Consider the following 24,732-nt stretch of genomic DNA (forward strand, 5'->3'; position numbering starts at 1 on the left):
GTCGGTGGTCGGCTCAGGTGAGCGTCAGGGTCAGGACTCCGGAGTACGACCCCGGAGGCGTGAACGCCGGTACGTCCAGGGAGAGTCCGGCGTCGACCGTGAACTCACCGCCGGTCAGCGTGGCGTCCGGGGTCGACGCGAGGGTCGCTCCGGAACTGCCGACGGTGCCCGCGGAACCGGCCGCACAGGTGCTGGGGCTGCCCGACTTGGTCGCGCACTTCGGGGTCCAGCTCAGCTTCCCGGCGTCGATCTTGGCGCCGGGACCGGTGAAGTCGGTGACCTTGCCGGTGAGCGACCAGCCGGCCGGCCCGCCACGGAAGTCCTTGACGGTGACGGTCTGCAGGCTGCCCGTGGAGGCCCCGCCCTGCCCGAAGTCGACCGCCGACAGCGCGACGGAGTCCCCGGCCTGGGACATGGACAGCGTCCCCGCCTTGACGGTGGTCGTCAGCTTCTGGCTGCCGTCGGGGATCGGCGTGGTGTCGTTGACGACGTAGGCGGCAGGACCCGCCCCCGTGTCGCTGCTCCACGCACTTCCCTCGTAGGCCACGATCCCGGTCGTCGTCTTGTCGTTGACGGTGATCGGGGCGCTGAAGGACCCGTCGGAGCCCGCGGTGGCCGTCGCCGTGTCGGCGGTCTGGGTGTCCCCGGACCGTCCGGCGAGGGTCACGGTCGCCCCCGGAGTGAAGTTCTGCCCGCTGACGGTCACGCTGTCACCGGGGTTCCCGGAGGCCGAACTCAGGCTGATGGCACGGTTGTTGACCGGAGTGGTCGAGGTCGCCGTGACGGTCTCCGACACCGGTGCGGGCGGGTTGGTGACCGTGCAGGGGGTGTCCAGCTCCAGGATGTAGCTGGTGTGGATGTTGTAGTCGCTGGGCGAGAGCGTGATGGCGCCCGGCGAGGTGACGGTGAACGTCCCGGTCATGGAGAACGACGGGAAGACCCCGTACCCCGGCACCGGATCGTTCTTCTTCGGCCCGGTCACCGTCACGTCACCCGTCTGCGCCCCGCCCAGCGCGACCTTGCCCGTCGGCGTCATGATGTCGGCCGGCAGGGCGAGGGCGGTGGGGTTGTTGGCGGCGGGCGTGACCACGGTGTAGGTCACGGTGACCGTGTCGCCGACCTTCGGGCTGGTGTTGTCCACCGAGATGCTGGCGGTGGTGGTGCCGTCGATCGGCGGAAGGCCCGCGACGGCGGGCGGGATGCAGTGCGTGGCGAAGTCGACGTTCGTCCCGGCGGCGCCGGCCGGGCAGGCCAGCGCACCGCCCGCCGTGACCGCGAGCGCGGTCGCCCCGAACAGTGAGATCCAGCGCCACCGTCGGGATCTTCGTGATCTTGGGGGTGAACCCATGGAAGCCCCCTCCTGAGGGTTGCGGGCGCAGCGGCTCCTCTGCGCCGACAGGGGGCCATTGATGTGGAGGCCGCGTGAGAAGTCAATGGAGATGCCGCAGAAACCTGACGGTTCATCAGCTTCTGCGGCATCCGGAACGAGCCCGTCAGCACGCTCAGAACACGAACGGGCCGGGGGACTGGGCGGCGCTGGACGTACAGGTGACGGTGATGCCGAAGATGACCATCTTCAGCGAGCCGCCGTAGAAGTCGAGGCTGTCGCCGGAGGCCACGGTGCCGGGGAGCGGACCGACGGTGACCGCGGAACCGGCGGACATGGCCGGGTTCACGGTGCCGCTGAAGACGACGTTGCTGCCGGCCGAGTTGGCCATGGTCAGCGTGGAGGCGATGGAGTTCGCCGACAGGGCGAGCGGGGTGGTGATCGCGCTGGAGGTGAGCGTGAGGGTGGCGCTCGTGCCGCTCTGGGTCGCGGTGAGCGTGGCCGAGCCGCCGCCGAAGATGCCGCAGCTGGCGGTGACGGTGGCGGTGGTCGGGGTGACGGCGGCTGCCGTGGGCGCGAAAGCCAGCGCCGTTGCGGCGAGGGCCCCCGCCGCGAGTGCCGCACCGGTGGCTATTCGTTTCATGGGGATCGGGCTCCCTTCCCGTTGCGTGGGAATGCCATGTGGGGATGGCGACCCCGGTCCGGGTGGGTGCGGACACACCGCGGGGCCGAATCTGACGGTCCGTCGGAACTTACGGTCCCATTGATGCGCGAGCGACTCAGACCTACAAGGTTGAAATTTGGCCGACTGCGGAGAGGGGGCGGCCGGAGGGGGCGGTTGCGGCCGGAGGGCGACTGCGGCTGCGTGGTTGCTCGCGCCCCTTCAGGTGGGACCAGCACAGCGCCCCCGAAGGGGCGCGGGGAACTGCGCGAGCAACCACGGCGACGCCGCACCCGCCCGCTCATGCCCGCCACCCCGAGTCAACCCACCCCGCCGCTCCCCCGACGGAGTCAAAGAACACCCCGCTGCTCAGCCACCCCCACCCCCCGCCCCTCCCCCGACGGAGTCAGAGAAGTCCTCGCTTCTCGGCGGAGCGAGTCGGGTGGGCGGGTGCGCAACAGGTCAGGCAAGGACAGTGAGCCGAACCTCCCCGTCGGCCCCCGCGAGCAGCACCGGCGTCCCCGGCCCCCCAAGATCCCGCACCGCGGCCAGATCCTCCGCCGAAACCCCGTCGGCCCCGGAAACCACCGCCGCGGCCTCCAGGGACTCCGCCCCCGACGCCACCGCCATCGCCACCGCCGTCCGCAGCGCGCTCAGCTTCAGCGAGGCCAGCTCCACGGTCCCCGCCACATACGTACGGCCCGTCGAGTCCCGTACGGCCGCGCCCTCGGGCACCCCGTTGCGGGCCCGGGCCGAGCGGGCCAGGGTGACGATCTTGCGGTCCTCGGCGCCGAGCGCGCTGCTGTCGGTCATGCCCCGAGCATACGAACAACCCGGACCGGCCCCCGCTCCTCCCCCGCCGCCGGACGGAGTCAGCCGGGGTTCCGGACGGTCTGACTCCGCCCGCGCCCCGGGCCCCGGGCCGGGAGCGGAGCGGCTACGGCCGGTCCAGCCGCAGCCGCTCCGCTCTCGGCAGGCCGGCGACGACGAGGTCGTACGAGTCCTCGATCAGTTCCTGCACGAGCCGCTCGGGAAGACCGCCGTCCACCGTCACGGTGTTCCAGTGCCGCTTGTTCATGTGGTACCCGGGGGCGATCAGCCCCTCGTGGTCGGTGCGGAGCCGCACCGCGTCGTCGGGGTCGCACTTGAGGTTGACCTTGAGGGGCTTCGCGTCGATCCAGCTCAGCGCGAACATCTTGCCGAGCACCTTGAAGACGGAGATGTCCGGGTTGAAGGGGAAGTCCTCCTCGGCCGCGTTGAAGGAGAGGCAGAAGGCGCGGAGCTGGTCCGGGGTCACTCGGGGCCGTCCTCCGAGGCGTCGGGTACCGGCACCGGCTCCACCAGCACCGTCACGATCTTGTTGCGGCGGCCGGCGGCCGACTCCGCGGTGAGGGCGAGCCTGCGGCCGTCGGGGAGTTCCACCTGTGCGGAGGCACCGGCGATCGGCACCCTGCCGAGGGCCTTCGCGAGCAGGCCGCCGACGGTCTCGACGTCCTCGTCGTCGTACTCCTCCAGGCCGTACAGCTCGCCGAGGTCGGTGATGTCGAGGCGGGCGGTGACCCGGTAGCGGTCGTCGCCGAGGTCGGTCACCGGCGGGAGTTCACGGTCGTACTCGTCGGTGATCTCGCCGACGATCTCCTCCAGGATGTCCTCGATGGTGACGATCCCGGCCGTGCCGCCGTACTCGTCGATGACGACGGCGACGTGGTTGCGTTCCTTCTGCATCTCGCGCAGCAGGTCGCCGGCGTTCTTGGTGTCGGGCACGAAGAACGCGGGCCGCATCGCGGTGGAGACCAGGTCGGACTCGGCGTCCCGGCTGATGTGCGTCTTGCGGACCAGGTCCTTCAGGTACACGATCCCGACGATGTCGTCCTCGCTCTCCCCGGTGACCGGAATGCGCGAGAAGCCGGAGCGCAGCGCGAGGGTGAGGGCCTGCCGGATGGTCTTGTAGCGCTCGATGACGACCAGGTCGGTGCGCGGGACCATGACCTCGCGGACCAGGGTGTCGCTCAGCTCGAAGACCGAGTGCACCATCCGGCGCTCCTCGTCCTCGATCAGCGACTCCTTCTCGGCGAGGTCGACCAGCGCCCGCAGTTCGGCCTCGGAGGCGAACGGGCCGCGCCTGAAGCCCTTGCCGGGGGTGAGCGCGTTGCCGATGAGGATGAGGAGATACGGGATCGGGCCCATGACGCGGGCCAGCGGCAGCAGCACGTACGCGGCGGCCGTCGCCGTGTTCAGCGGGTGCTGGCGGCCGATGGTGCGCGGGGAGACGCCGACGGCGACGTACGACACGAGCACCATCACGCCGATCGCGGCGAGCAGCGCCTGCCAGGTGGCCGGAATCTCCTGGAGGCAGGCGTAGGTGACCAGCGCGGCGGCCGCCATCTCGCAGGCGACACGGACCAGCAGCGCCACGTTGAGGTAGCGGGTGGGGTCGGCGGCGACCTGGGCGAGCTTGGCGCTGCCGCGCCGCCCGGACTTCACCGCCTCCTCCGCCCGGAAGCTGGAGACGCGGGCGATACCGGCCTCGGCGCAGGCGGCCAGCCAGGCGACGACGACCAGCGCGACCGCGCCGAGGACGATCTGCGGACTCATACGACGACGACCCGCCCGGCTAGGAGACCGTCGGCGCCGGGGACGGGCCGGTCAGGCCCTGCTCCGCACGCCAGCCGTCCACGATGGCCGCCTGCAGGCCGAACATCTCGGCCTTCTCGTCGGGCTCCTCGTGGTCGTAGCCGAGCAGGTGCAGCACGCCGTGGACGGTGAGCAGCTGGAGCTCCTCGTCCATGGAGTGCTGGGTCTCGGCCTCGGCCCCCTGCTTGGCCGCGACCTCCGGGCAGAGCACGATGTCGCCGAGCAGCCCCTGCGGCGGCTCCTCCTCGTCCTTCGACGGCGGCCGCAGCTCGTCCATCGGGAAGGACATGACATCGGTCGGCCCGGGCAGGTCCATCCACTGGATGTGCAGCTGCTCCATGGCGTCGGCGTCCACGACGATCACCGAGAGCTCGGAGAGCGGGTGGATGCGCATCCGCGCGAGGGCGTAGCGGGCGATGTCGAGGATCGCCTGCTCGTCGACCTCGGTTCCGGACTCGTTGTTGACGTCGATCGACATGGCGCTGTGCTTGTCTACTTCCCCTTGTGCCCGGACTTCGAGCGGCCGCCCTGGTGCGCGCCGTTCTCGGTGCCGTGCGTGCTGTCGTACTTCTCGTACGCGTCGACGATACGGCCCACCAGCTTGTGCCGTACGACATCGTGGGACGTCAGCCGGGAGAAGTGCACGTCGTCCACGCCGTCCAGGATGTCCTGCACCTGGCGCAGACCGGACTTGGTGCCGTTCGGCAGGTCGACCTGCGTCACGTCACCGGTGATCACGATCTTCGACTCGAAGCCGAGCCGGGTGAGGAACATCTTCATCTGCTCGGGCGAGGTGTTCTGGGCCTCGTCGAGGATGATGAAGGCGTCGTTGAGCGTCCGGCCGCGCATGTAGGCGAGCGGCGCGACCTCGATCGTCCCGGCCGCCATCAGCCGCGGGATGGAGTCCGGGTCGAGCATGTCGTGCAGCGCGTCGTACAGCGGGCGCAGGTACGGGTCGATCTTCTCGTAGAGCGTGCCCGGCAGGAAGCCGAGCCGCTCGCCCGCCTCGACCGCCGGCCGGGTCAGGATGATGCGGTTGACCTGCTTGGACTGCAGGGCCTGCACCGCCTTGGCCATGGCCAGGTAGGTCTTGCCGGTACCCGCGGGCCCGATGCCGAAGACGATCGTGTGCTTGTCGATCGCGTCGACGTACCGCTTCTGGTTGAGGGTCTTGGGGCGGATGGTGCGGCCGCGCGAGGACAGGATGTTCTGCGTCAGAACCTGGGCCGGGGTCTCCTCCGGGCCCTCCCCGTTCTCACTCGCCCGCAGCATGGCGATCGAGCGTTCCACTGCGTCCTCCGTCATCGGCTGTCCGGTGCGGAGCACCAGCATCATCTCGTCGAACAGGCGCTGTATGAGGGCGACTTCATGGGCATCGCCGACCGCGCTGATCTCATTGCCCCGGACGTGGATGTCGGCCGCCGGGAAGGCCTTCTCGATCACGCGCAGCAGGGAGTCGCCGGATCCCAGCACGGTGACCATGGGGTGCTGGGCGGGAACCTCGAACTGAGCTCGGGCCTGCTGCTGCGCGGGAGTGTGAGCTGTGGGTGTCTGAGTCATGGGCCGGCGCTTAAGGCCTGCGGTTCCTCCTCGTCACGGCCGCGTAGCTGAGGGCGGCCTCGCGGTATCAAGCGTACGACGCGGGGCTGACAACGCCGTAGGGCTTTTCACAGCGGAAGGCGCCCCCGTTGCAGCCGTGAGCCCTGCATGCGCTCCCGCACGCCGGGGCAGGATCGGGCCGTCACTGCCATTACGTGGTCGGGGGGCCGCGTCCGCTCGCTCCGGGCCACCTGTCCGCACAGAAAGCAGGTAGCCGTGCTGCTGCGTCTGCCCACGTCGGTGTCCGAGGCCCGGGACTGTCTGGCCGAGGGGGCGATACCCGTCGGCGGAGCGACCCTGATATGGGCCGCCTGGCAGCGGGACGGCTTCCCCGAACAGGCGGTGTCCCTGCGGAAGGTACCGGAGGCGACGGCGATAGGGAACGGGGTGCTCGGCGGCGCGGTCCTCCTCCACCAGGTGGACGACCGGGTGCCGGCGGTGCTGCGGCAGGCGGCGAAGGGCGTCGGCACGGGGGCGGTGCGCCGGACGGCGACGGTGGGCGGGAACATCGCCGGGTCGAGTCTGCGGGACCTGCTGCCGGCGGCGATCGTGCTGGACGCGTGGGCCGACGTGCTCACGGCGGACGGGGTGGACCGGGTGGACCTGGCCGAGGTGCAGGCCAAGTCGCCGGTGCTGCTTTCGCTGCGCTGGCGGGAGCCGGTGACGGGGGCGTACGCGAAGGTGGCCGACCCGGCGGGCGGCGAGGTCCCGACGATCGCCGCGGCGGCGCTGGACACGGAGGGTGTGCTGCGGGTCGCGGTACGCGAGGGGTACGTGGTGAGCAGCGGGAGTGTGGGGGCCGACGGGGGCGGGGTGGAGGAGTTGTTCGCCAGGGCGTTGTCGGGGGTGTCGGAGGCGGGACGGTCGCTGGTGCGTCAGCAGGTTGCCGGGGTGCGGGGGGAGTAGGCCGGGGCTGTGCGGCTTCGTCGTCGGCCGCGGCCCGGTGGGGGCTGCTCGCGCAGTTCCCCGCGCCCCTGACGGGGCGCTGCCCAGCCGCGCCCCTTCGCCTCCCCCCCCCAGCCGCGGGCAGTCGTGCCGCTGGGGCGGCACGGGTGGGCGCTGGGGGTCCCCCCGGCCGAAGGCTGGGGGAGGCACCCGGCAAGCGCCGGCAAGCGTCCCCACCCCCGGCCCGCCCCTACCCCGCCCGCCCGAACCCGATCGTCGGCACCGCCCTCCGCAGTGGCCACGGCCGCACCTGGTCCTCCTCCGGCACCAGTCCCTCCAGGAACGCGTACCGTCGCAGCGCCGCCGGATCCTGCCCCGGCACGGACTGCACCTTCCGCCACCACGCCCCGATCTCCGACCAGCCGGGAGCGGACAGCGACCCGCCGAACTCCTGGACGGAGAGCGCCGCGGTCAGCCCCGCGAAGGCGAGGCGGTCGGCGAGCGGCCAGTCGGCGAGTGTGCCGGTGACGAAGCCCGCGACGAAGACGTCCCCCGCGCCGGTCGGGTCGAGGGCCTCCACGGCGATCGCCGGCACCTCCGCGGACTCGCCGGTGCGTCCGTCGACCGCGTAGGCGCCCTCCGAGCCGAGGGTGACGACCGCGAGGGGCACGTACTCGGTGAGGGCGTGCGCCGCGGCCCGCGGGCAGTCCGCGCCGGTGTACCGCCGGGCCTCCTCCGCGTTGGGCAGGAACGCCTCGCAGTGCTCCAGGTCGGCGAGGCCCGCGAGGTCCCACGCGCCGGTGTCGTCCCAGCCGACGTCGGCGAAGATCCGGGTCCCCTCGGCGGCCGCCCTGGCGATCCAGGGGTTGCGCTTGCCGGGCGTGAGGGAGGCGACGGCGGCCCGCGCACGGGCGGGGTGGCCGGGTGCGTTCTGCTGGCGGAACAGCGTGTCGGCGGGCGGCTCGTGCCCGTGCGAGACCATGGTCCGCTCCCCCTCGTACGCCATGGACACGGTGACCGGCGAGTGCCAGCCGCGCACCTTCCGGGACGGGGAGAGGTCGATGCCCTCGCCCTGGGCGAGCGCGTCCCAGCAGTACTCGCCGTAGTGGTCGTCGCCGAAGGCGGCGGCGAGGGAGGTCCTCAGGCCGAGGCGGGCGAGGGCGGTGGCCATGTTGGCGACGCCGCCGGGGCTGGAGCCCATGCCCCGCGCCCAGGACTCGGTGCCGCGCACCGGGGCGCTGTCGAGGCCGGTGAAGACGATGTCGAGGAAGACGGTGCCGGTGAGGTAGACGTCCCAGGGCGGGTCGTCCGGCGTGCGCAGGGCGGCCAGCGGGTCGACCTGCGCGGCGCAGTGCGGTGTTGTTGCTCCCCTGTCGTCGTCGAGGTACTCCGGTTCCTCTCCGGCGAACGCGTTGGACGCGGTCACGGTGCGCTCCCTGACGTGGTGCGGATCCGGCCAGTGTGCACCATGTCACGGGAGCGGCGGCCGCCCCCGCCGTACGACCGCCCGATCGGGCGGCGCTACCAGCGGGGCACCGCCGGTGCCGTCCAGCCCGGCTCGGCCGCCCGCATCGCCGCCGCGTCGTCGCGGTCGCGGAGCGTGCCGTCGTCGTCCAGCCACCGCCGGTGCAGCCGGCGCAGCTCCTCCCGGTCCAGTTCGACGCCGAGTCCCGGGGCGTCGGAGACGGCGATCCGGCCGCCGTCGAAGGCGAGGCGTTCGGTGAGGACGTCCTCGGACTGCCAGGGGTAGTGGGAGTCGCAGGCGTGGTGGAGGCCGGGGACGGTCGCGGCCACGTGGGTCATCGCGGCGAGGCTGATGCCGAGGTGGGTGTTGGAGTGCATGGAGACGCCGACGCCGAACGTCCGGCAGACGGCGGCCAGTTGCCGGGTGTTGACCAGTCCGCCCCAGTAGTGGTGGTCGGAGAGGACGACCTGCACGGCCCCGCGCGTGAACGCCTCCGGGATCTCGCCGAAGGTCGTCACGCACATGTTGGTCGCGAGCGGGACGTCCGTGCCCGCCGCCACCCGGGCCATCGCCGGGGTGCCGAGCGCCGGGTCCTCCAGGTATTCGAGGACGTCGCCGAGTTCCTCCGCCACCTTCAGCGAGGTCTCGACGGACCAGGCGCCGTTCGGGTCGAGCCGCAGCGGGTGCCCGGGGAACGCCTCGGCCAGCGCGCGGACGGCCGCGATCTCCTCCTCGGGCGGGAAGACCCCGCCCTTGAGCTTGAAGGAGGTGAACCCGTACCGCTCGGTGAAGCGGCGGGCCTGTGCCACCACCCCGGCCGGGTCGAGCGCGGCTCCCCAGTCGTCCGGCTCGGCCGGCACCCCGTCCGGGTGCGCGGCCCATTTGTAGAAGAGGTACGCGCTGTACTCGACCGAGTCGCGCACCTTCCCGCCGAGCAGCGCGTGCACCGGCAGTCCGAGCGCCTTGCCGAGGGCGTCGAGGCAGGCGACCTCGAAGCCGGAGACGACCGACAGCCGCAGTTTCTCGGCGGTCTGCACGCCCCGCAGCCCGCCGACGTCGGCCTGGCCCGAGACCCGGGCCGCGTCCACGGCGACCTCGTCGGCCAGGCCGGACAGCCCGTTCAGGTCGGCGGCCTGCCGCCCGCGCAGCTTCGCCGCGAACGGTCGGGCCAGCTCCAGGTACTTGGTGTCCCCGTAGGTCTCCCCGACCCCGACCACCCCGCCCGCGGTCTCCACCTCCACGATCAGCCGGGGCGTGTACGGCTGGTGCACGCCCTGCGTGTTCAGCAGCGGCGGGTCGGCGACGAGGACCGGGGTGAGGCGGACGTCGGTGATCGTGAGGTTCACAGGGACGCTCCGACGAGGTCGAGCCCGGCGCCGAGCAGGTCCCGGAGTTCGGCGAGGTCGGCGGCGGACGGGTCGGTGAGCGGGGCGCGCACGGGTCCCACCGGCCGGCCGCGCAGCCGGGCCGCCGCCTTCACCAGCGACACCGAGTATCCGGGCACCCGGTCGCGCAGTTCGACGAACGGCACGTAGAAGTCGCGCAGCAGCTTGTCGACGGTGCCCTGGTCGCCGCCCTGGAGGGCGGCGAAGAAGGCGTCGGCGATCTCCGGGGCGAAGGCGTGCACGGCGGAGGAGTACGCGGGGACGCCGACCGTCGCATAGGCGCGGGCCTGGATCTCGGCGGTGGCGGCGCCGTTGAAGAAGAGGAAGCCGTCCGGGGCGGCGAGGGTGAGCCGCTGGAGCCGGTCCAGGTCGCTGTGCCCGTCCTTGAGGCCGATGACGCCGGGGACGCGGGCGATCCGCGCCACCGAGTCGGCCGTGTAGGTGACCTGGCCGCGCTGGTAGACGACGAGCGGCAGCCCGGTCCGGCCGGCGATCGCCTCGACCTGGGCGACCAGCCCGTCCTGCGGGGCGGCGACGAGGTAGTGCGGCAGCACGAGCAGGGCGTCCGCCCCGGCCTCCTCAGCGATGCGCGCGAACCGGACGGCCTGCGCCCAGCCGTACCCGACCCCGGCGACCACGGGCACCCGCCCGCCGGCCTCCTCGACCGCCACCCGCACGACCCGGCGGTACTCCTCCTCGTCCAGCGAGAAGAACTCCCCGGTCCCGCAGGCCGGGAAGAGGGCGCCGGGCCCGGCGGCCAGCTGTCCGGCGACGTACGCCCGGAACCCGTCCACGTCGAGGGACCCGTCGGCGCGGAACGACGTGAGCGGGAACGACAGCACCCCGCCCACCATCCCGTCCCGCAGCCTCCGCGCCACCTGCTCCGGCCGTCCGGCCACCCCACTCATCTCCGTCTCCATACATAGACAGCATCCACGTACAAGAACCGAGACTAGATATGCGAACGCACCCCCGTCAACGGCGCACCCCGCCCCGCCCCTCTACGATCTGCACATGTCCGAGACAGCAGGCGTCCGCGAGGTGAAGTCCGCGGCGCGCACGGTGGAGCTGCTGGAACTCCTCGCGGCCCGCGGCGACCGCCCGGCCCGCCTCCAGGAACTGGCGGACGAACTCGGCGTCCCGCGCAGCTCGATGTACGCCCTCCTCCAGACGCTGATCACGAGGGGCTGGGTGCGCACCGACGCCACCGGCTCCCTCTACGGCATCGGCATCCGCACCCTGCTGACCGGCACCAGCTACCTGGACTCCGACCCGCGCGTCCGCCTCGTACGCCCCTACCTCGACGAGGCCTCGGAGGCGCTCGGCGAGACGATCCACCTGGGCCGCCTGGACGGCACGGACGTGGCGTACCTGGCGACCCGGGAGTCCCACGAGTACCTGCGCACGATCAGCAGGGTCGGCCGCCGCCTCCCCGCCCACGCGGGCGCCCTCGGCAAGGCCCTGCTGGCGGAACGCCCGGACACCGGCCTCCCCGAGGGCCCCTACCGGCCCCTCACCCCCCACACCCGCACCACCCCGGACGCCCTCCGCGCCGACCTCGCCGGGGTCCGCGCCCGCGGCTACTCGATCGACCGCGAGGAAGGCGTCCTCGGCATCACCGGCTACGGCTTCGCCCTGCGCTACGACACCCCGGCCCAGGACGCGATCAGCTGCTCGGTACCGCTGGCCCGCCTCACGCCGGAGCACGAGGCGGAGATCGTCGCGGTGATGCAGGAGACCCGCACGAGAATCGAATCGGCGACAACAGGCGGCACGGTCAGCTGGCGCTGAGGGCCGGGGACGGGTCGCGCAGTTCCCCGCGCCCCTAAAAAACACAGCTGCGGGCAGGCGTGCCGCAGGGCGGCACGGGTGGGCGCAGCGGCACCCGGCCAGCGCCGGTAAGCGACCCACCCCCCGCCCAGCCCTCACCCGCCACCTCAAGACGCGCGGCGCTGCTACCCCCTCCCCCGCACCCGAAACCCCGCCGTGCCCCACATCACACCCCCCACCCTTCTGCTCCCCCTCCGCACTTGATACAAATTCCCCGCGCGTTCCTGTCCCTCGACGGCCTGCGCCCAACCCCCTTTCTTGAGCCGCTCCTTCCGCATGCCCTGGGAACGCCCGTGTCCGCCCCCCGCACCACCCCCTGGCCCCTCGTCGCCCTCTTCACGGCCGGGTACCTCGCCCCGTACCTCCTCCCGACCACCGTCGGCAGGCTCGAATCGGGGCTCCCCCTCTCCGCCACGCAGGCAGGCGCCGTCGGCAGTGCCCTGCTGCTGAGTTCGGCGACGGCCGGCTTCCTGCTCGCCGCCCGGGTGGACCGCGTCGGCCCCCGCACCCTCGCCCGCCTCGGCCTCCTCCTCGCCGTCGTCGGCTACGGCGGGGCCGCCCTGACGACCGCCGTCCCCGCGGTCGTCGTCGGCGCGGCCGTCGGCGGCTTCGGCTCCGGCACGATCACCGCCGTCGCCGCCACCGGCATCGCCGCCCAGCGGGACCCCCACCGCACCACCACCCTCGGCCTGCTCGGCGTCTCCGCGCTCGCGGGCGCCGTCTACCTGACGGTCCCGCACCTCGGCCCCGGCCACGCGCAGCCCCTCGCCGCGATCGCGCTCACCGCGCTCGCGGTCTGGCCGCTCACCGCCCGCCTGTCCCCCCGTACCGCCCCGGCCCTCCCCCGCACCGGCGCCGGCTCCCGGCTCCCGCACCTCCGCTCGGGCCTGTTGCTGGCCGCCGCGATGCCGTGCTGGTCGGCCGTGCAGAACTCGCTGTGGGGGGTCAGCGGCCGGATCGGCCTGACGCAGGCGCATCTCAGCGAGGCGACCGTCGGCGCCGTGTTCGCGGTGGCGCTCGGCACCGGCCTGCTCGGCGTGGTCGGCGCCGGCGCCCTCGGTCCGCGCCTCGGCCGGGCGCTGCCCATCGGTCTCGGCACCGTGCTGATCGCCGGCTGCATCGCGCTCAGCGCGTCCGCGACCGACCTGACGACGTTCGCGACCGGCGAGATCGCCTGGAACCTGCTCTACCCGGTCGTCCTGTCGTACGTCATCGGGCTCGCCGCCGCCCTCGACCCGCGGGGCCGCTGGGCGGTGCTGGTCGGGTCGGCGTCGTCGCTGGGGACGGCCGTCGGCCCGATGACCGGCAGCCTGCTGGCGGCGCAGGCCGGGTTCCCCGCGATGGGCACGGTTCTCGCGGTGGCCCTGCTGGCCGTCGCGGTACCGCTGACGGCGGTGGCCCTGCGACGCAGGACCACCACCGTCACGACCGGCGAGGTCCCGGTCGGGCAGCGTCCCGAAGGGGCGCGGGGAACTGCGCGACCGGCCACGACGGCGCTGCGGACGGCAGACGGCGCATCGCGGTACTTCCGGCGGAGCACTCAGCCGAACTCGTAGGCGTCCACCTCGGCGAGGTACCGCGCCCGCAGTTCCTCGTCGTCCTCCAGGAAGGACGCGAGGAAGGAGTTGCGGGCCAGTTCCCGCATCTGCTCCCTGGTCAGGCCCAGGGCGTCCCGCACGGCGTGGTAGTTGTCGGCGACGTAGCCGCCGAAGTAGGCCGGGTCGTCGGAGTTGACCGTGCACAGCAGCCCGGCGTCGATCATGGCCGGAAGCGGGTGTTCGGCGAGCACGTCGACCGCGCGCAGCCGGACGTTCGACAGCGGGCACAGGGTCAGCGGGATCCGCTCCCGCACCAGACGCTCCACCAGCCGCGGGTCCTCCAGGCAGCGCAGCCCGTGGTCGACGCGCTCGATGCCGAGCACGTCCAGGGCCTCGGTGATGTACTCCGGCGGCCCCTCCTCACCCGCGTGGGCCACCCGGCGCAGCCCCAGCGCGGCCGCCGCCTCGTACACCTCGCGGAACTTGACCGGCGGATGGCCGACCTCGGCGGAGTCCAGCCCGATGCCGGTGATCCGGTCGAGGTAGGGCTTCGCGGCGTCCAGCGTCTCCATCGCCGACTCGGCGGACTCGTCCCGCAGGAAGCACATGATGAGGCGGGTGGAGATCCCGTGGTTCGCGGCGCTGCGGCCGAGCGCCCGCCACAGGCCCTCGACGACCGTCTCCATGGCCACGCCCCGCGCGAGGTGCGCCTGCGGGTCGAAGAAGATCTCGGCGTGCCGCACGCCCTGAGCGGCGGCCCGCGCGAGATACGCGTTCGCGAGGTCCTCGAAGTCCTGCTCGGTGCGCAGGACGGCCATGAGCTCGTAGTAGAGGTTCAGGAAGGACTGCAGGTCCTCGAACCGGTACGCCTCGCGCAGCGCGTCGGTGTCCGCGTACGGCAGCTCGACGCCGTTCCGCGCGGCCAGCCGGAACGCCAGCTCGGGCTCCAGGGTGCCTTCGATGTGGAGGTGCAGCTCTGCTTTGGGGAGGGGCATCAAAGCATGGTACGGCCGCTTCACCTGCGCTTCGGAACCGGCACTCGGAGCAGGTCGCAGGCGACGGTCAGCTCGCCCTCGTAGCCGGCGGCCCGGGCCTGCCGTTCGAAGCTCGCGGGGTTCTCGGAGTCGGAGTAGCGCTGGCTGAAGTGGGTCAGCACGAGGTGCCGTACCCCCGCGTCCCGGGCGACGGCCGCCGCCTGGCCGGCGGTCAGGTGGCCGTGGTCCGCGGCGAGCCGGGCGTCCTCGTCGAGGAAGGTCGACTCGATGACGAGCAGGTCGCAGCCCTCCGCGAGGGCGTACACCCCGTCGCACAGCCGGGTGTCCATCACGAACGCGAACCGCTGGCCGCGGCGCACCTCGCTGACCTCGTCGAGCGTGACGCCCCCGAGGACGCCCTCGCGCTGGATCCGGCCGGCGTCGGGGCCGCTGATGCCGTGCGCGGCGAGCCGTTCGGGCAGCATGCGGCGGCCGTCGGGCTCGGTGAGCCGGTAGCCGTACGACTCGACGGGGTGCGAGAGCTTTTGGGCCTGGAGGGTGTAGGAGCGGGTGACGGCGAGGTCGCCGTCGGCGTCGACGGGAGCCTCGGTGATGCCGACGGTCTCGCGGTAGGCGGTGGCGTACCGGAGCCGGTCGAAGAAGTGCTGACCGGACTTCGGGTAGTGCGCGGTGACCGGGTGCGGGACCTGGTCGAGGTTGACGCGCTGGATGACCCCGGCGAGGCCGAGGGAGTGGTCGCCGTGGAAGTGGGTGACGCAGATCCGGTTCAGGTCGTGGGCGGCGACGCCGGCCCGCAGCATCTGCCGCTGGGTGCCCTCGCCGGGGTCGAAGAGGATGCCCTCGCCGTCCCAGCGCAGCAGGTAGCCGTTGTGGTTGCGGTGCCGGGTGGGGACCTGGCTGGCGGTGCCGAGGACCACCAGTTCACGTACGGACACGGCGAGTTATCCGGGGGGCCACTGCAGGCCGCGGCCGCCGAGGACGTGGGCGTGCGCGTGCCAGACGGTCTGGCCGGCGCCGCTGCCGGTGTTGAAGACGATGCGGTAGCTCTCCAGCTTGTCCTCGTCGGCGACGGCCTGCGCCTCGCGCAGTATGTCGGCGGCGATCACGGGTTCGCCCGCGGCGAGTTCGGCCGCGTTCCCGTAGTGGACCTTGGGGATCACCAGGACGTGGGTGGGGGCCTGGGGGTTGATGTCCCGGAAGGCGACGGTGGTGTCCGTCTCCCGGACGATCGTCGCCGGGACGTGGCCTGCCACGATCTTGCAGAACAGGCAGTCGTCCTGGGGTTCCCCGGCCATGTTTTCTCCTCGCCCGGTGATCAGTTCCGGGGGCATCGTAGTCGGTTTGGCTGCGGGCCGGTGGGGGCTGGTCGCGCAGTTCCCCGCGCCCCTTTTCAGGTGGGACCAGGCGCCCCTCCCTACATCGGCAGCGTGGGCGGAGTCTTCGCAGGCGTCGTCTCCAAGGCCTCCAGCGCCATCCTCACCGCCTCGTCCAGCTGGGGATCCCGCCCCGCCCCCCAGTCCTGCGGCCGCTGCACCACCTCCACGTCCGGGTCGACGCCGTGGTTCTCGACGCCCCAGCCGTAGCCCTCCAGCCAGAACGCGTACTTCGGCTGGGTGACCAGGGTGTCGTCGACGAGGCGGTAGCGGCTGTCGATGCCGATGACGCCGCCCCAGGTGCGGGTGCCGACCACCGGGCCGATGCCCAGCGCCTTGATCGCCGCGTTGACGATGTCGCCGTCCGAACCGGAGAACTCGTTCGCGACGACCACGACCGGCCCCCGGGGCGCGTCCTTCGGGTAGCTGAACGGCCGCATGCCGCGCGGCAGGTCCCAGCCGACGATCCGCCGGGCCAGCTTCTCCACCACGAGTTGGGAGGTGTGCCCGCCGCGGTTCTCGCGGACGTCCACGACGATGCCCTCGCGGGCCATCTCCACGCTCAGGTCGCGGTGGATCTGGGCCCAGCCAGGCGCCTGCATGTCGGGGACGTGCAGGTAGCCGAGGCGGCCGCCGGAGAGTGCGTGGACGTGGGCACGCCGGTCGGCGACCCACGCGTGGTAGCGCAGCGGCTCCTCGTCGGCGACCGGGACGACGACCGGGTGCCGCAGGTCGCCGCCGCCCGCCGGGGACACGGTCAGTTCGATCGCCTTGCCCGCGGTGCCGACGAGGAGCGGGCCGGGGCCGGTCACCGGGTCGACGGGGCGGCCGGCGACGGCCACGATCGCGTCGCCGGGGCGTACCGCGGCGCCGGGTGCGGCGAGGGGGGAGCGGGCGCCGGGGTCGGAGGTCTCGGCGGGCAGGATCCGGTCGATGCGCCAGCTGCCGTCCTCGTGCCGGGAGATGTCGGCGCCGAGCAGGCCCTGCCGGGCGCCGCTGCCGTAGCCGCCGCGCGGGGTGACGTAGGCGTGCGAGGTGCCGAGTTCGCCCTGGACCTCCCAGAGCAGGTCGACGAGGTCGTCGTGGGTGGCGACCCGGTCGACGAGCGGGCGGTAGCGGTCGAGGACGCCGTCCCAGTCGACGCCGCCGAGGTCGGGCCGCCAGAACTGGTCGCGCATGATGCGGCCGGTCTCGTCGAACATCTGCCGCCACTCGGCGGCCGGGTCGACGGTCTGCCGGACCCGGGACAGGTCGACGGTGACGTTGGTGTCGCTGTCGTCGTCGCCTGAGGCGCGGCGGTCGCTGGGTACGACCCTGAGCTTGCTGTCGGCCCAGAGCAGGACGCGTTTGCCGTCGCCGCTGACCTCGAAGTGGTCGGCGTCGGAGGCGAGGTACTCGATGCGCTGCTGGGCGAGGTCGTAGCGCTCCAGTTCGGTCTTGGGCGCCGGGTCCTCGGGGTGGGCGCGGGAGGCGCCGAGCACGCCGCGCACCGGGTGGCGCAGCCAGAGCACGCCGTCCTTGGCGGCGCGGAGCGTGGAGTAGCGGCCGGCCTCGACGGGGAAGGGCACGATCCGGTCGGCGAGGCCCTCCAGGTCGATGCGGGTGGCGGGGGTGCCCTCGGCGTCCGGGGTCTCGTCCTTGTCCGGGGTCTCGAAGGGGCGGCCGTGCCGCTGCGGGCCGAACGGCGAGGGGGTGGTGGCGGCGAGGGTGATCAGGTGCGGGCGGTCGCCGACCACGAAGGCCAGGTCGAAGACGTGCTCGTCGTAGACCGGGTCGAAGGAGCGGGTGGAGAGGAACGCGAGGTGCTTGCCGTCGCGGGTGAAGGCCGGGTCGTAGTCCCGGAACCGCAGCGGGGTCGCCTCGGTGACGGTGAGGTCGGTGGTGTGGGCGATGCGGAGCTGGCAGAGCCCGCCGGCACCCGGGTGGGACCAGGCGAGCCAGCCGGAGTCGGGCGAGAAGGCGAGGCCGGAGACGTCGCCGTCCTCGCTGCGGTCGACCTCGCGGACCTCGCCGGTCTCCCGTTCGACGAGGAGCAGCCGGCCGTCGTGGGCGGCGACGGCGACCCGGCCGCCGTCGGGGGCCACGGCGAGGTCCAGGACCCGGCCGAGCTGTCCGGCGGCGATCCGGCGCGGGGTGGCGCCGGGCGCGAGCCCGGTCGCGGGGGCGAACTCCAGGGCGTCGTCGCCCTCCGCGTCCGTCACCCACACCACCCACTCCTCCGCGTCCACGCGGAAGGTGACGGGCAGCCGGGCCCGCACCCCGGGCTGGGCGACGAGCGCCCGCGCCGGGCCCGAGCGGTGGGTCACCCAGTGCACGCCGCCGCGCACCAGGACGGCACTGCCGCGCGCGGTGTGGTCGGGGGAGGCGGAGCTGAACCAGCGGGCCGCGTTGACCGGGTACGGCTGCCGGTCCACCCGCTGTCCGCCCAGCCGGATGTCCAGGCGGCGCGGCTCGGCGCCCTCCAGGTCGTCGAGGAGCCAGAGTTCACCGGCCGAGGCGTAGACGACGCGGGTGCCGTCGCCGGAGGCGTGCCGGGCGTAGAAGCCGTCGAGGGGGGTGTGGCGGCGCAGGTCGGAGCCGTCGGCGAGGGAGGAGTACAGCGCCCCGGTGCCCTCGTGGTCGGACAGGAACGCGATGCGCTCCCCGGCCCACACCGGGTACTCCAGGTTCCCGTCCAGCTCCGCGTGCAGCCGTACGAACTCGCCGGCGCCCTCGCCGCCCTGGCCGTCCCGGTCGATCCACAGCTTGCCCGCCGTACCGCCCCGGTACCGCTTCCACCAGGCGGCCTCCCGCCCCATCGGCGCGGACAGCAGCACGGTGTGCGGGCCCTGGGCGACATGGCCGACCGGGCCGTAGGGCAGGACGGTGGACGGGCCGCCGTCGAGCGGGACGGTGTGGGCCCAGCTGCGCCGGAGGCTGGCCTGGCCGTAGGTGGAGATGGCGAGGACCTGTCCGTCGGCGGTCCAGCCGCGCACCTGGGTACGGGAACTCCCCCAGTGCGTCAGACGGGTGGACGAGCCGCCGTCGACGGGGGCGAGGTGGATCTCGGGGGCGCCGTCGCGGGTGGAGGTCCAGGCGACCGTGGTCCCGTCGGGCGAGATGCGCGGCAGCGTCACCGGGACGTTGTCGGCGCTGGCCCGCCAGGCCCGGCCGCCGTCCAGGGGCGCGAGCCACACGTCGTCCTCGGCGGTGAAGGCGACCAGGTCGCCGTGGACGTGCGGAAATCGGAGGTAGGACCGCGGTCCGTTCGCTGCACCCTGAGTCACCCGCTCAGCCTATGCACCGGGGCGTGTTCCGGGTGGCCGATTTCGATCACTTTCCCTGCGCCGGCCAGCACTTGGGGTCGCCCTGGCACCAGATCGTCTTCGTGACGGTCACGGTCGGGCCGGGCTGCTGCCCGTACGTGGGCGGCCGGTAGGTGCTGTACGCCGGCCCGGGCGTCGCGTCACAGTCGCCCAGTCCGTTCACCCGGAACCACTCCTTGCCGCCCACCTTGGCCACGAGGTTCCCGCGCACACAGGCCCCGCTGACGGCCTTGGTGACCCGGCCGGTCACGGTGATGTTCCGGCCGTCCTTGGTCCTGCCCTGGCAGTCGACGGAGACGACGGTGGTCGCGGTGGCCGACGGCGTCCTCGTGCTCTTCACGGTCGTCGCGGTCTTCGCGGTCTTCGCGGTCTTCGCCGATGATCCCGGCGAGCCGTAGTTGCCGGTGCAGGTGAGCCAGTCGACGTCGACGTGCTGGCGCGTCAGCTCCGCGGTGGCGGTCCGGTCGGTGGTGTAGGCGACCGTCGCGGTGTTCAGGTCGCTCGGCCGACACGCCGCCGCACCGCCCACGGCGATCACCGCGAGCCCCGCCACGGCCGCCACCCTGGTCCCGCGCGGCCGGCCCCAAATCCGCCTCAATACCCCCATGGAGGGCAGCCTGCCACCGTCGCGCCGGTGGCGGTAGAGGGCTTACGGCCACTCACGTGTTCGGAGGGGTCACCCGTGCCGGTGTCCCCTCCCCAGGGATCCTCAGGTGCGCAGCAGCAGCCACTCCTGGAGTTCCACCAGGTTGCCCTCGGGATCCTTGAGGTGGGCGACCCGCATGCGTTCCGTCATCGCCGCCGGCCCGTGCAGGAGGTCCGCCCCGCGCCCGGCGATCTGCTCGCAGTAGGCGTCCAGGTCGTCGACGCGCAGCACCACCAGCGAACGGTGCCCGGTCGCCGCGTCCCCCAGCTCGCCCAGTATCGCGGCCATCATCGCCCGGTCCTGCAGGGCGATCCCCGCCGATCCGGCGTGCGGGCTGAACTTCTCGTACGGCCCCTCGCTCGCCCCCGACTGCGGCTTCAGCCCGAGCACCTCGGCGTAGAAGCGGTAGCAGGCGGCGAAGTCGGTGACCAGGAGCCGGACTTGGGCGAGTTCCACGGCTGTCCCCCAGGGTGCGGTGCGGTTCAGGACCACCGGCCGGTACGGCCGAGCAGCAGGGCCGCCGCCGCCGTCCCGGCAGTGGACGTGCGCATCACGGTAGGCCCCAGGGTGTACGCCTTCGCACCCGCCTCCTCGAACAGCGCCAGCTCGTCGCGGGCGACACCCCCTTCGGGGCCGACGACCAGCACGATCTCGCCCTCGGCGGGCAGTCCGGCCGCGGCGAGCGGCTCGCCGGCGTGCTCGAAGTCGGAGTGGAGGACGGCGGCGAGGTCGGCCCGGGCCAGGAGCGCCGCGACCTGCTTGGTCGTCGCCGCGTCCGCGACCTCCGGGAACCGCACCCGGCGGGACTGCTTGCCGGCCTCGCGGGCGGTGCCCCGCCACTTCGCCAGCGACTTGAGGCCCCGCTCGCCCTTCCACTGGGTGATGCAGCGGGCGGCCTGCCAGGGCACGATCACGTCGACGCCGACCTCGGTCATGGTCTCCACGGCGACCTCGCCGCGGTCCCCCTTGGGAAGGGCCTGGACGACGGTGATCCGCGGCTGCGGCAGGGGTTCCTCGCGGACGCTCGCCAGCCCCGTCACCACCAGCCGGTCCTTGCCCTCGGCGGCCCGTACGACGCCCGCGGTCCAGCGCCCGCGCCCGTCGGTGAGGATGACGTCCTCACCGGGCTGCAGCCGCTTCACGGAGACGGCGTGCCGCCCCTCGGGCCCGTCCAGCACGACCTCGCCGCCCGGCAGACCGGGCACGACCAGCTGATCGACCACGAACACCGGAGCGGTCATCGCCCGTCCCCCTCCACCCTGGCCTCTGCCCTGGCCTCTGCCCTGGCCTCCTCCTTGGCCTTGGTGGACAACGCTGTCGACGCGGCGGCGAGTTCCGCCGCGAGGGTCTCCACCAGCTGCCCGGCGGGCAGTTCGCGGGCCATCCGGTGCCCCTGCCCGGCCCACAGGGCCATGCCCTGCGCGTCCCCGGCCCGGGCGGCGGCCTTGCGCAGCGGGGAGGTGAGGTGGTGGACCTCCGGGTAGGCGGCGGGCGCGTACGGGCCGTGCTCGCGCATGAACCGGTTGACCAGGCCGCGGGCGGGCCGCCCGGAGAACGCCCGGGTCAGCGCGGTCCGCGTGAACAGCGGGTCGGTGAGCGCCTGCTTGTACGGACCGGCGGCGCCGGACTCCGGGGTGGCGAGGAAGGCCGTCCCCAGCTGCGCGGCGCTCGCCCCCGCCGCCAGTACGGCCGCGATCTGGCTGCCGCGCATGATCCCGCCCGCGGCGACGACCGGGATCCCCACGGTCTCGCGCACCTGGGCGACCAGCGACAGCAGCCCGATCCCGGACCCGTCGTTCTCCGGCACGTCCCGGTGGGTGCCCTGGTGTCCCCCGGCCTCCACGCCCTGGGCGATCACCGCGTCCGCCCCGGCCCGCTCGACGGCCCGGGCCTCCTCGGCGGTGGTGGCGGTGACCAGCGTGAACGTCCCGGCCCGCCGCAGCGAGTCCAGCACCTCCCGCGTCGGCACACCGAAGTGGAAGGAGACGGCGGCCACCGGGTTGTCCAGCAGCACGGCCAGCTTGGCCTCGTACCCGTCGTCCCGCCCGCTGTCCGGGTCGCCGAGCTCGGTCTCGTACCAGGCGGCCTCACCGGCCAGCTGATGCGCGTAGACCTCCACGGCACCGGACTCGGCGTGTTCGGGCTGCGGCATGAAGACGTTCACACCGAAAGGACGGCCGGTCAGTCCCCGCAGCTGCTTGATCTCCTGGTACATCCCGTCGGCGGTCTTGTACCCGGCGGCCAGGAACCCCAGCCCGCCCGCCTCGGACACGGCGGCGGCGAGCTGCGGGACGGAGACCCCGCCTGCCATGGGGGCCTGCACGATCGGAAGAGGGAAGAGATCGGTCAGTGCGGAGGACATGACGGCATGTTGTCACGTCCTCCGAACAAGACCGAATCGGGCCGCCCCATTGGCACATGCCAGAAATCTCCCCCGACAAGGGCCCCGACCACGCTGCCGAGAGGCACCGCCACCTCTGGGAGGAACCGCCCCGAGAGGCGGCTGCACCCCTTCGAGAAACCGAGCCGAGAGGCGACCGCACTCATTCGAGGAACCGAGTCAGGTGGCGACCGCGCCCCTTCGAGAAACCGAGCCGAGTAGCGACCGCGCCGCTTCGAGAAACCGAGCCGAGTAGCGACCGCGCCCCTTCGGCAAACCGAGTCGGGTGGCGGCCTCGCCTCTTCATCGGCCGAGTCGGGTGGTGGGTGGGCGGAGGTCTCCGGGGGTCCAGGGGGCGGAGCCCCCTGGCGGGGTCGAAGGGGCGGAGCCCCTTCACGGTGACCCGTCAACGCCCGTTGAACGCGTCCTTCAGCCGGCTGAACAGCCCTTGCTGACCGGGCTGGAACTGCCCCGTCGGCCGCTCCTCCCCACGCAGCTTCGCCAGCTCGCGCAGCAACCGCTCCTGCTCGGGGTCCAGCTTCGTCGGAGTCGTCACCTCGACGTGGACGATCAGATCACCCCGCCCGCCACCGCGCAGATGCGTGACCCCACGCCCGTGCAGCGGAATCGACTGCCCGGACTGCGTACCCGGCCGGATGTCGACCTCCTCGAGACCGTCCAGCGTCTCCAGCGGCACCTTCGTACCGAGCGACGCCGCCGTCATCGGGATCGTCACCGTGCAGTGCAGATCGTCCCCGCGCCGCTGGAACGTCGAGTGCGGCAGCTCGTGGATCTCGACGTACAGGTCACCGGCGGGACCGCCGCCCGGCCCGACCTCACCCTCACCGGCGAGCTGGATCCGCGTGCCGTTGTCGACACCGGCCGGGATCTTCACGGTCAGCGTCCGCCGCGACCGCACCCGCCCGTCGCCCGCGCACTCGGGGCACGGCGTCGGCACGACCGTCCCGAAGCCCTGGCACTGCGGGCAGGGCCGCGAGGTCATGACCTGGCCGAGGAAGGACCGCGTCACCTGCGAGACCTCACCGCGGCCCCGGCACATGTCACACGTCTGGGCGGAAGTGCCCGGCGCCGCGCCCTCACCGTTGCAGGTGTTGCAGACGATCGCCGTGTCGACCTGGATGTCCTTGGTCGTGCCGAAGGCCGCCTCGTCGAGCTCGACCTCGATCCGGATCATCGCGTCCTGGCCGCGCCGGGTCCGCGAGCGCGGACCGCGCTGGGACGCCGTACCGAAGAACGCGTCCATGATGTCGGAGAAGTTCCCGAAGCCACCGGCCCCGAAGCCGCCCGCGCCCGCGCCGCCGCTCTGCGAGAGCGGATCCCCGCCGAGGTCGTAGACCTGCTTCTTCTGCGGGTCGGAGAGCACCTCGTAGGCGGCGTTGATCTCCTTGAACCGCTCCTGGGTCTTCGGGTCCGGGTTGACGTCCGGGTGCAGCTCGCGCGCGAGCCGACGGAAGGCCTTCTTGATCTCTTCCTGCGACGCGTCGCGGCGCACGCCGAGAACGGCGTAGTAGTCCGTGGCCACTTACGACTCCGCCAGGATCTGTCCGACGTACCGTGCCACCGCTCGTACCGCTCCCATCGTTCCCGGGTAATCCATGCGGGTCGGGCCGACCACGCCGAGTTTGGCGACTGCCTCGCCGCCCGAACCGTAGCCGACCGACACCACGGACGTGGAGTTGAGTCCCTCGTAGGCGTTCTCGTGACCGATGCGTACGGTCATGCCCGAATCACCGGCCTCGCCCATGAGTTTGAGGAGGACGACATGTTCCTCCAGTGCCTCCAGGACGGGCCGGATCATGAGGGGAAAGTCATGTCCGAAGCGGGTGAGATTGGCGGTGCCGCCGATCATCAGCCGCTCCTCGTTCTCCTCGACGAGCGTCTCCAGCAGGGTGGAGAGCACCGCCGAGACCGCGCCGCGGTCCTCGGCCTCGAAGGCTTCCGGCAGGTCCTCCACCAGCCGGGGCACGTCCGAGAACCGGCGTCCGGCGACCCGGCTGTTCAGCCGCGCCCGCAGGTCCGCCAGAGACGTTTCCCCGAAGGGTGCCGGGCAGTCGACCATCCGCTGCTCGACCCGTCCGGTGTCGGTGATCAGCACCAGCATCAGCCGGGCCGGAGCCAGCGACAGCAGTTCCACGTGCCGCACGGTCGACCGTGTCAGCGACGGGTACTGCACGACCGCCACCTGCCGGGTCAGCTGCGCCAGCAGCCGGACGGTCCGTGCGACCACGTCGTCGAGGTCGACGGCGCCGTCGAGGAAGTTCTGGATGGCCCGCCGCTCGGGCGCGCTCATCGGCTTGACGCCGGCCAGCTTGTCGACGAACAGCCGGTACCCCTTGTCGGTGGGGATCCGCCCCGCGCTGGTGTGCGGCTGGGCGATGAACCCCTCGTCCTCCAGGGCGGCCATGTCGTTGCGCACGGTCGCCGGGGAGACCCCGAGGTTGTGCCGTTCGGTCAGCGCCTTCGAGCCGACCGGTTCCTCGGTGCCGACATAGTCCTGGACGATGGCGCGCAATACCTGAAGCCTGCGTTCACTCAGCATCCAGCGCCACACCTCCAGAAAGTCGTCCCCGCGGCCTTTCGGTCCCTTCGGGCCTTTCGTCTGGCACTCTGCGAACGCGAGTGCCAGCATCCCCGGCCCAGTGTACGGCCGTGGGGTACTGACTGGGCAAGGTCGGTCGGGACCCATGG

Annotated in this window: 23 protein-coding genes; 3 read left to right on the top strand and 20 right to left on the bottom strand. The window is 72.7% G+C overall.

What is annotated here, in order from left to right; translation table 11 throughout:
* Positions 1-13: 13 nt before the first annotated feature.
* The 7 genes from ACFZB3_RS13840 to ACFZB3_RS13870 all read right to left on the bottom strand — a co-directional run bounded on the left by ACFZB3_RS13840 (position 14) and on the right by ACFZB3_RS13870 (position 6,182).
* Positions 14-1,348, bottom strand: coding sequence for a beta-xylosidase (locus ACFZB3_RS13840; RefSeq protein WP_391374495.1), 1,335 nt, complete (start codon positions 1,346-1,348; stop codon positions 14-16).
* Positions 1,349-1,502: 154 nt separating this feature from the next.
* Positions 1,503-1,970, bottom strand: coding sequence for a hypothetical protein (locus ACFZB3_RS13845; RefSeq protein WP_391374497.1), 468 nt, complete (start codon positions 1,968-1,970; stop codon positions 1,503-1,505).
* Positions 1,971-2,450: 480 nt separating this feature from the next.
* Positions 2,451-2,801, bottom strand: coding sequence for a cytidine deaminase (locus ACFZB3_RS13850; RefSeq protein WP_391374499.1), 351 nt, complete (start codon positions 2,799-2,801; stop codon positions 2,451-2,453).
* Positions 2,802-2,925: 124 nt separating this feature from the next.
* On the bottom strand, positions 2,926-3,285 hold the full coding sequence (locus ACFZB3_RS13855) for an MmcQ/YjbR family DNA-binding protein (RefSeq protein ID WP_391374502.1): 360 nt from the start codon (positions 3,283-3,285) through the stop codon (positions 2,926-2,928).
* Positions 3,282-4,583 carry a CNNM domain-containing protein gene (locus ACFZB3_RS13860; RefSeq protein ID WP_391374505.1) on the bottom strand — a complete coding sequence of 434 codons (1,302 nt, stop codon included), beginning with the start codon at positions 4,581-4,583 and terminating at the stop codon, positions 3,282-3,284. The genes ACFZB3_RS13855 and ACFZB3_RS13860 overlap by 4 nt, the downstream gene beginning before the upstream one ends.
* Before the next feature lie 19 nt (positions 4,584-4,602).
* Positions 4,603-5,100 carry an rRNA maturation RNase YbeY gene (ybeY, locus tag ACFZB3_RS13865; RefSeq protein ID WP_181802918.1) on the bottom strand — a complete coding sequence of 166 codons (498 nt, stop codon included), beginning with the start codon at positions 5,098-5,100 and terminating at the stop codon, positions 4,603-4,605.
* 14 nt (positions 5,101-5,114) lie between these two features.
* Positions 5,115-6,182 (bottom strand): PhoH family protein, encoded by a 1,068-nt coding sequence (locus ACFZB3_RS13870; RefSeq protein ID WP_391374508.1) that lies wholly within the window; start codon positions 6,180-6,182, stop codon positions 5,115-5,117.
* Positions 6,183-6,437: 255 nt separating this feature from the next.
* Here ACFZB3_RS13870 and ACFZB3_RS13875 point away from each other — a divergent pair, with 255 nt between their 5' ends.
* Positions 6,438-7,127: an FAD binding domain-containing protein gene (locus ACFZB3_RS13875; RefSeq protein WP_391374511.1), complete on the top strand. Its 690-nt coding sequence runs from the start codon at positions 6,438-6,440 to the stop codon at positions 7,125-7,127.
* Between the two features lie 229 nt (positions 7,128-7,356).
* On the opposite strand, the gene ACFZB3_RS13880 is transcribed toward ACFZB3_RS13875, so the two are convergent.
* From ACFZB3_RS13880 to ACFZB3_RS13890, 3 genes are all read right to left on the bottom strand, one after another.
* Positions 7,357-8,532, bottom strand: coding sequence for a PfkB family carbohydrate kinase (locus ACFZB3_RS13880; RefSeq protein WP_391374514.1), 1,176 nt, complete (start codon positions 8,530-8,532; stop codon positions 7,357-7,359).
* Positions 8,533-8,627: 95 nt separating this feature from the next.
* A complete protein-coding gene (locus tag ACFZB3_RS13885; protein ID WP_391374516.1) occupies positions 8,628-9,917 on the bottom strand; it encodes an enolase C-terminal domain-like protein in 1,290 nt (429 codons plus the stop codon).
* On the bottom strand, positions 9,914-10,864 hold the full coding sequence (locus ACFZB3_RS13890; protein WP_391374519.1) for a 5-dehydro-4-deoxyglucarate dehydratase: 951 nt from the start codon (positions 10,862-10,864) through the stop codon (positions 9,914-9,916). Before ACFZB3_RS13890 ends, ACFZB3_RS13885 begins: the two co-directional genes overlap by 4 nt.
* Positions 10,865-10,970: 106 nt before the next feature.
* On the opposite strand from ACFZB3_RS13890, the gene ACFZB3_RS13895 reads away from it, so the two are divergent.
* Positions 10,971-11,747: an IclR family transcriptional regulator C-terminal domain-containing protein gene (locus ACFZB3_RS13895; RefSeq protein WP_391374522.1), complete on the top strand. Its 777-nt coding sequence runs from the start codon at positions 10,971-10,973 to the stop codon at positions 11,745-11,747.
* A 332-nt stretch (positions 11,748-12,079) separates the two neighbouring features.
* Positions 12,080-13,342 carry an MFS transporter gene (locus ACFZB3_RS13900; protein ID WP_391374525.1) on the top strand — a complete coding sequence of 421 codons (1,263 nt, stop codon included), beginning with the start codon at positions 12,080-12,082 and terminating at the stop codon, positions 13,340-13,342.
* Here ACFZB3_RS13900 and ACFZB3_RS13905 read toward each other — a convergent pair.
* The 10 genes from ACFZB3_RS13905 to hrcA all read right to left on the bottom strand — a co-directional run bounded on the left by ACFZB3_RS13905 (position 13,327) and on the right by hrcA (position 24,583).
* On the bottom strand, positions 13,327-14,319 hold the full coding sequence (locus ACFZB3_RS13905) for an adenosine deaminase (protein ID WP_391374528.1): 993 nt from the start codon (positions 14,317-14,319) through the stop codon (positions 13,327-13,329). The genes ACFZB3_RS13900 and ACFZB3_RS13905 overlap by 16 nt on opposite strands.
* Before the next feature lie 20 nt (positions 14,320-14,339).
* The gene (locus ACFZB3_RS13910) at positions 14,340-15,254 is read right to left on the bottom strand and encodes a ribonuclease Z (RefSeq protein WP_391374531.1); all 915 of its coding nucleotides are present in this window, start codon (positions 15,252-15,254) and stop codon (positions 14,340-14,342) included.
* Between the two features lie 6 nt (positions 15,255-15,260).
* Positions 15,261-15,614, bottom strand: a complete 354-nt coding sequence (locus tag ACFZB3_RS13915) for an HIT domain-containing protein (protein ID WP_391374533.1) — start codon at positions 15,612-15,614, stop codon at positions 15,261-15,263.
* A 119-nt stretch (positions 15,615-15,733) separates the two neighbouring features.
* Positions 15,734-18,958, bottom strand: coding sequence for a S41 family peptidase (locus ACFZB3_RS13920; protein WP_391374535.1), 3,225 nt, complete (start codon positions 18,956-18,958; stop codon positions 15,734-15,736).
* 46 nt (positions 18,959-19,004) lie between these two features.
* Positions 19,005-19,550, bottom strand: a complete 546-nt coding sequence (locus ACFZB3_RS13925; RefSeq protein WP_391374537.1) for a hypothetical protein — start codon at positions 19,548-19,550, stop codon at positions 19,005-19,007.
* A 156-nt stretch (positions 19,551-19,706) separates the two neighbouring features.
* Positions 19,707-20,099 carry a VOC family protein gene (locus ACFZB3_RS13930; protein WP_391374540.1) on the bottom strand — a complete coding sequence of 131 codons (393 nt, stop codon included), beginning with the start codon at positions 20,097-20,099 and terminating at the stop codon, positions 19,707-19,709.
* Positions 20,100-20,125: 26 nt separating this feature from the next.
* The gene (locus ACFZB3_RS13935; protein WP_391374542.1) at positions 20,126-20,884 is read right to left on the bottom strand and encodes a 16S rRNA (uracil(1498)-N(3))-methyltransferase; all 759 of its coding nucleotides are present in this window, start codon (positions 20,882-20,884) and stop codon (positions 20,126-20,128) included.
* On the bottom strand, positions 20,881-22,005 hold the full coding sequence (locus ACFZB3_RS13940) for a nitronate monooxygenase (RefSeq protein ID WP_391374545.1): 1,125 nt from the start codon (positions 22,003-22,005) through the stop codon (positions 20,881-20,883). Before ACFZB3_RS13940 ends, ACFZB3_RS13935 begins: the two co-directional genes overlap by 4 nt.
* Positions 22,006-22,429: 424 nt before the next feature.
* Complete coding sequence (gene dnaJ / locus ACFZB3_RS13945; RefSeq protein ID WP_217549614.1) at positions 22,430-23,566, bottom strand: molecular chaperone DnaJ; 1,137 nt, start codon at positions 23,564-23,566, stop codon at positions 22,430-22,432.
* A complete protein-coding gene (hrcA, locus tag ACFZB3_RS13950) occupies positions 23,567-24,583 on the bottom strand; it encodes a heat-inducible transcriptional repressor HrcA (RefSeq protein WP_189261748.1) in 1,017 nt (338 codons plus the stop codon).
* Positions 24,584-24,732: the final 149 nt, after the last annotated feature.

The sequence above is a fragment of the Streptomyces sp. NPDC008092 genome (genome assembly GCF_042957285.1).
Lineage (GTDB): Bacteria > Actinomycetota > Actinomycetes > Streptomycetales > Streptomycetaceae > Streptomyces.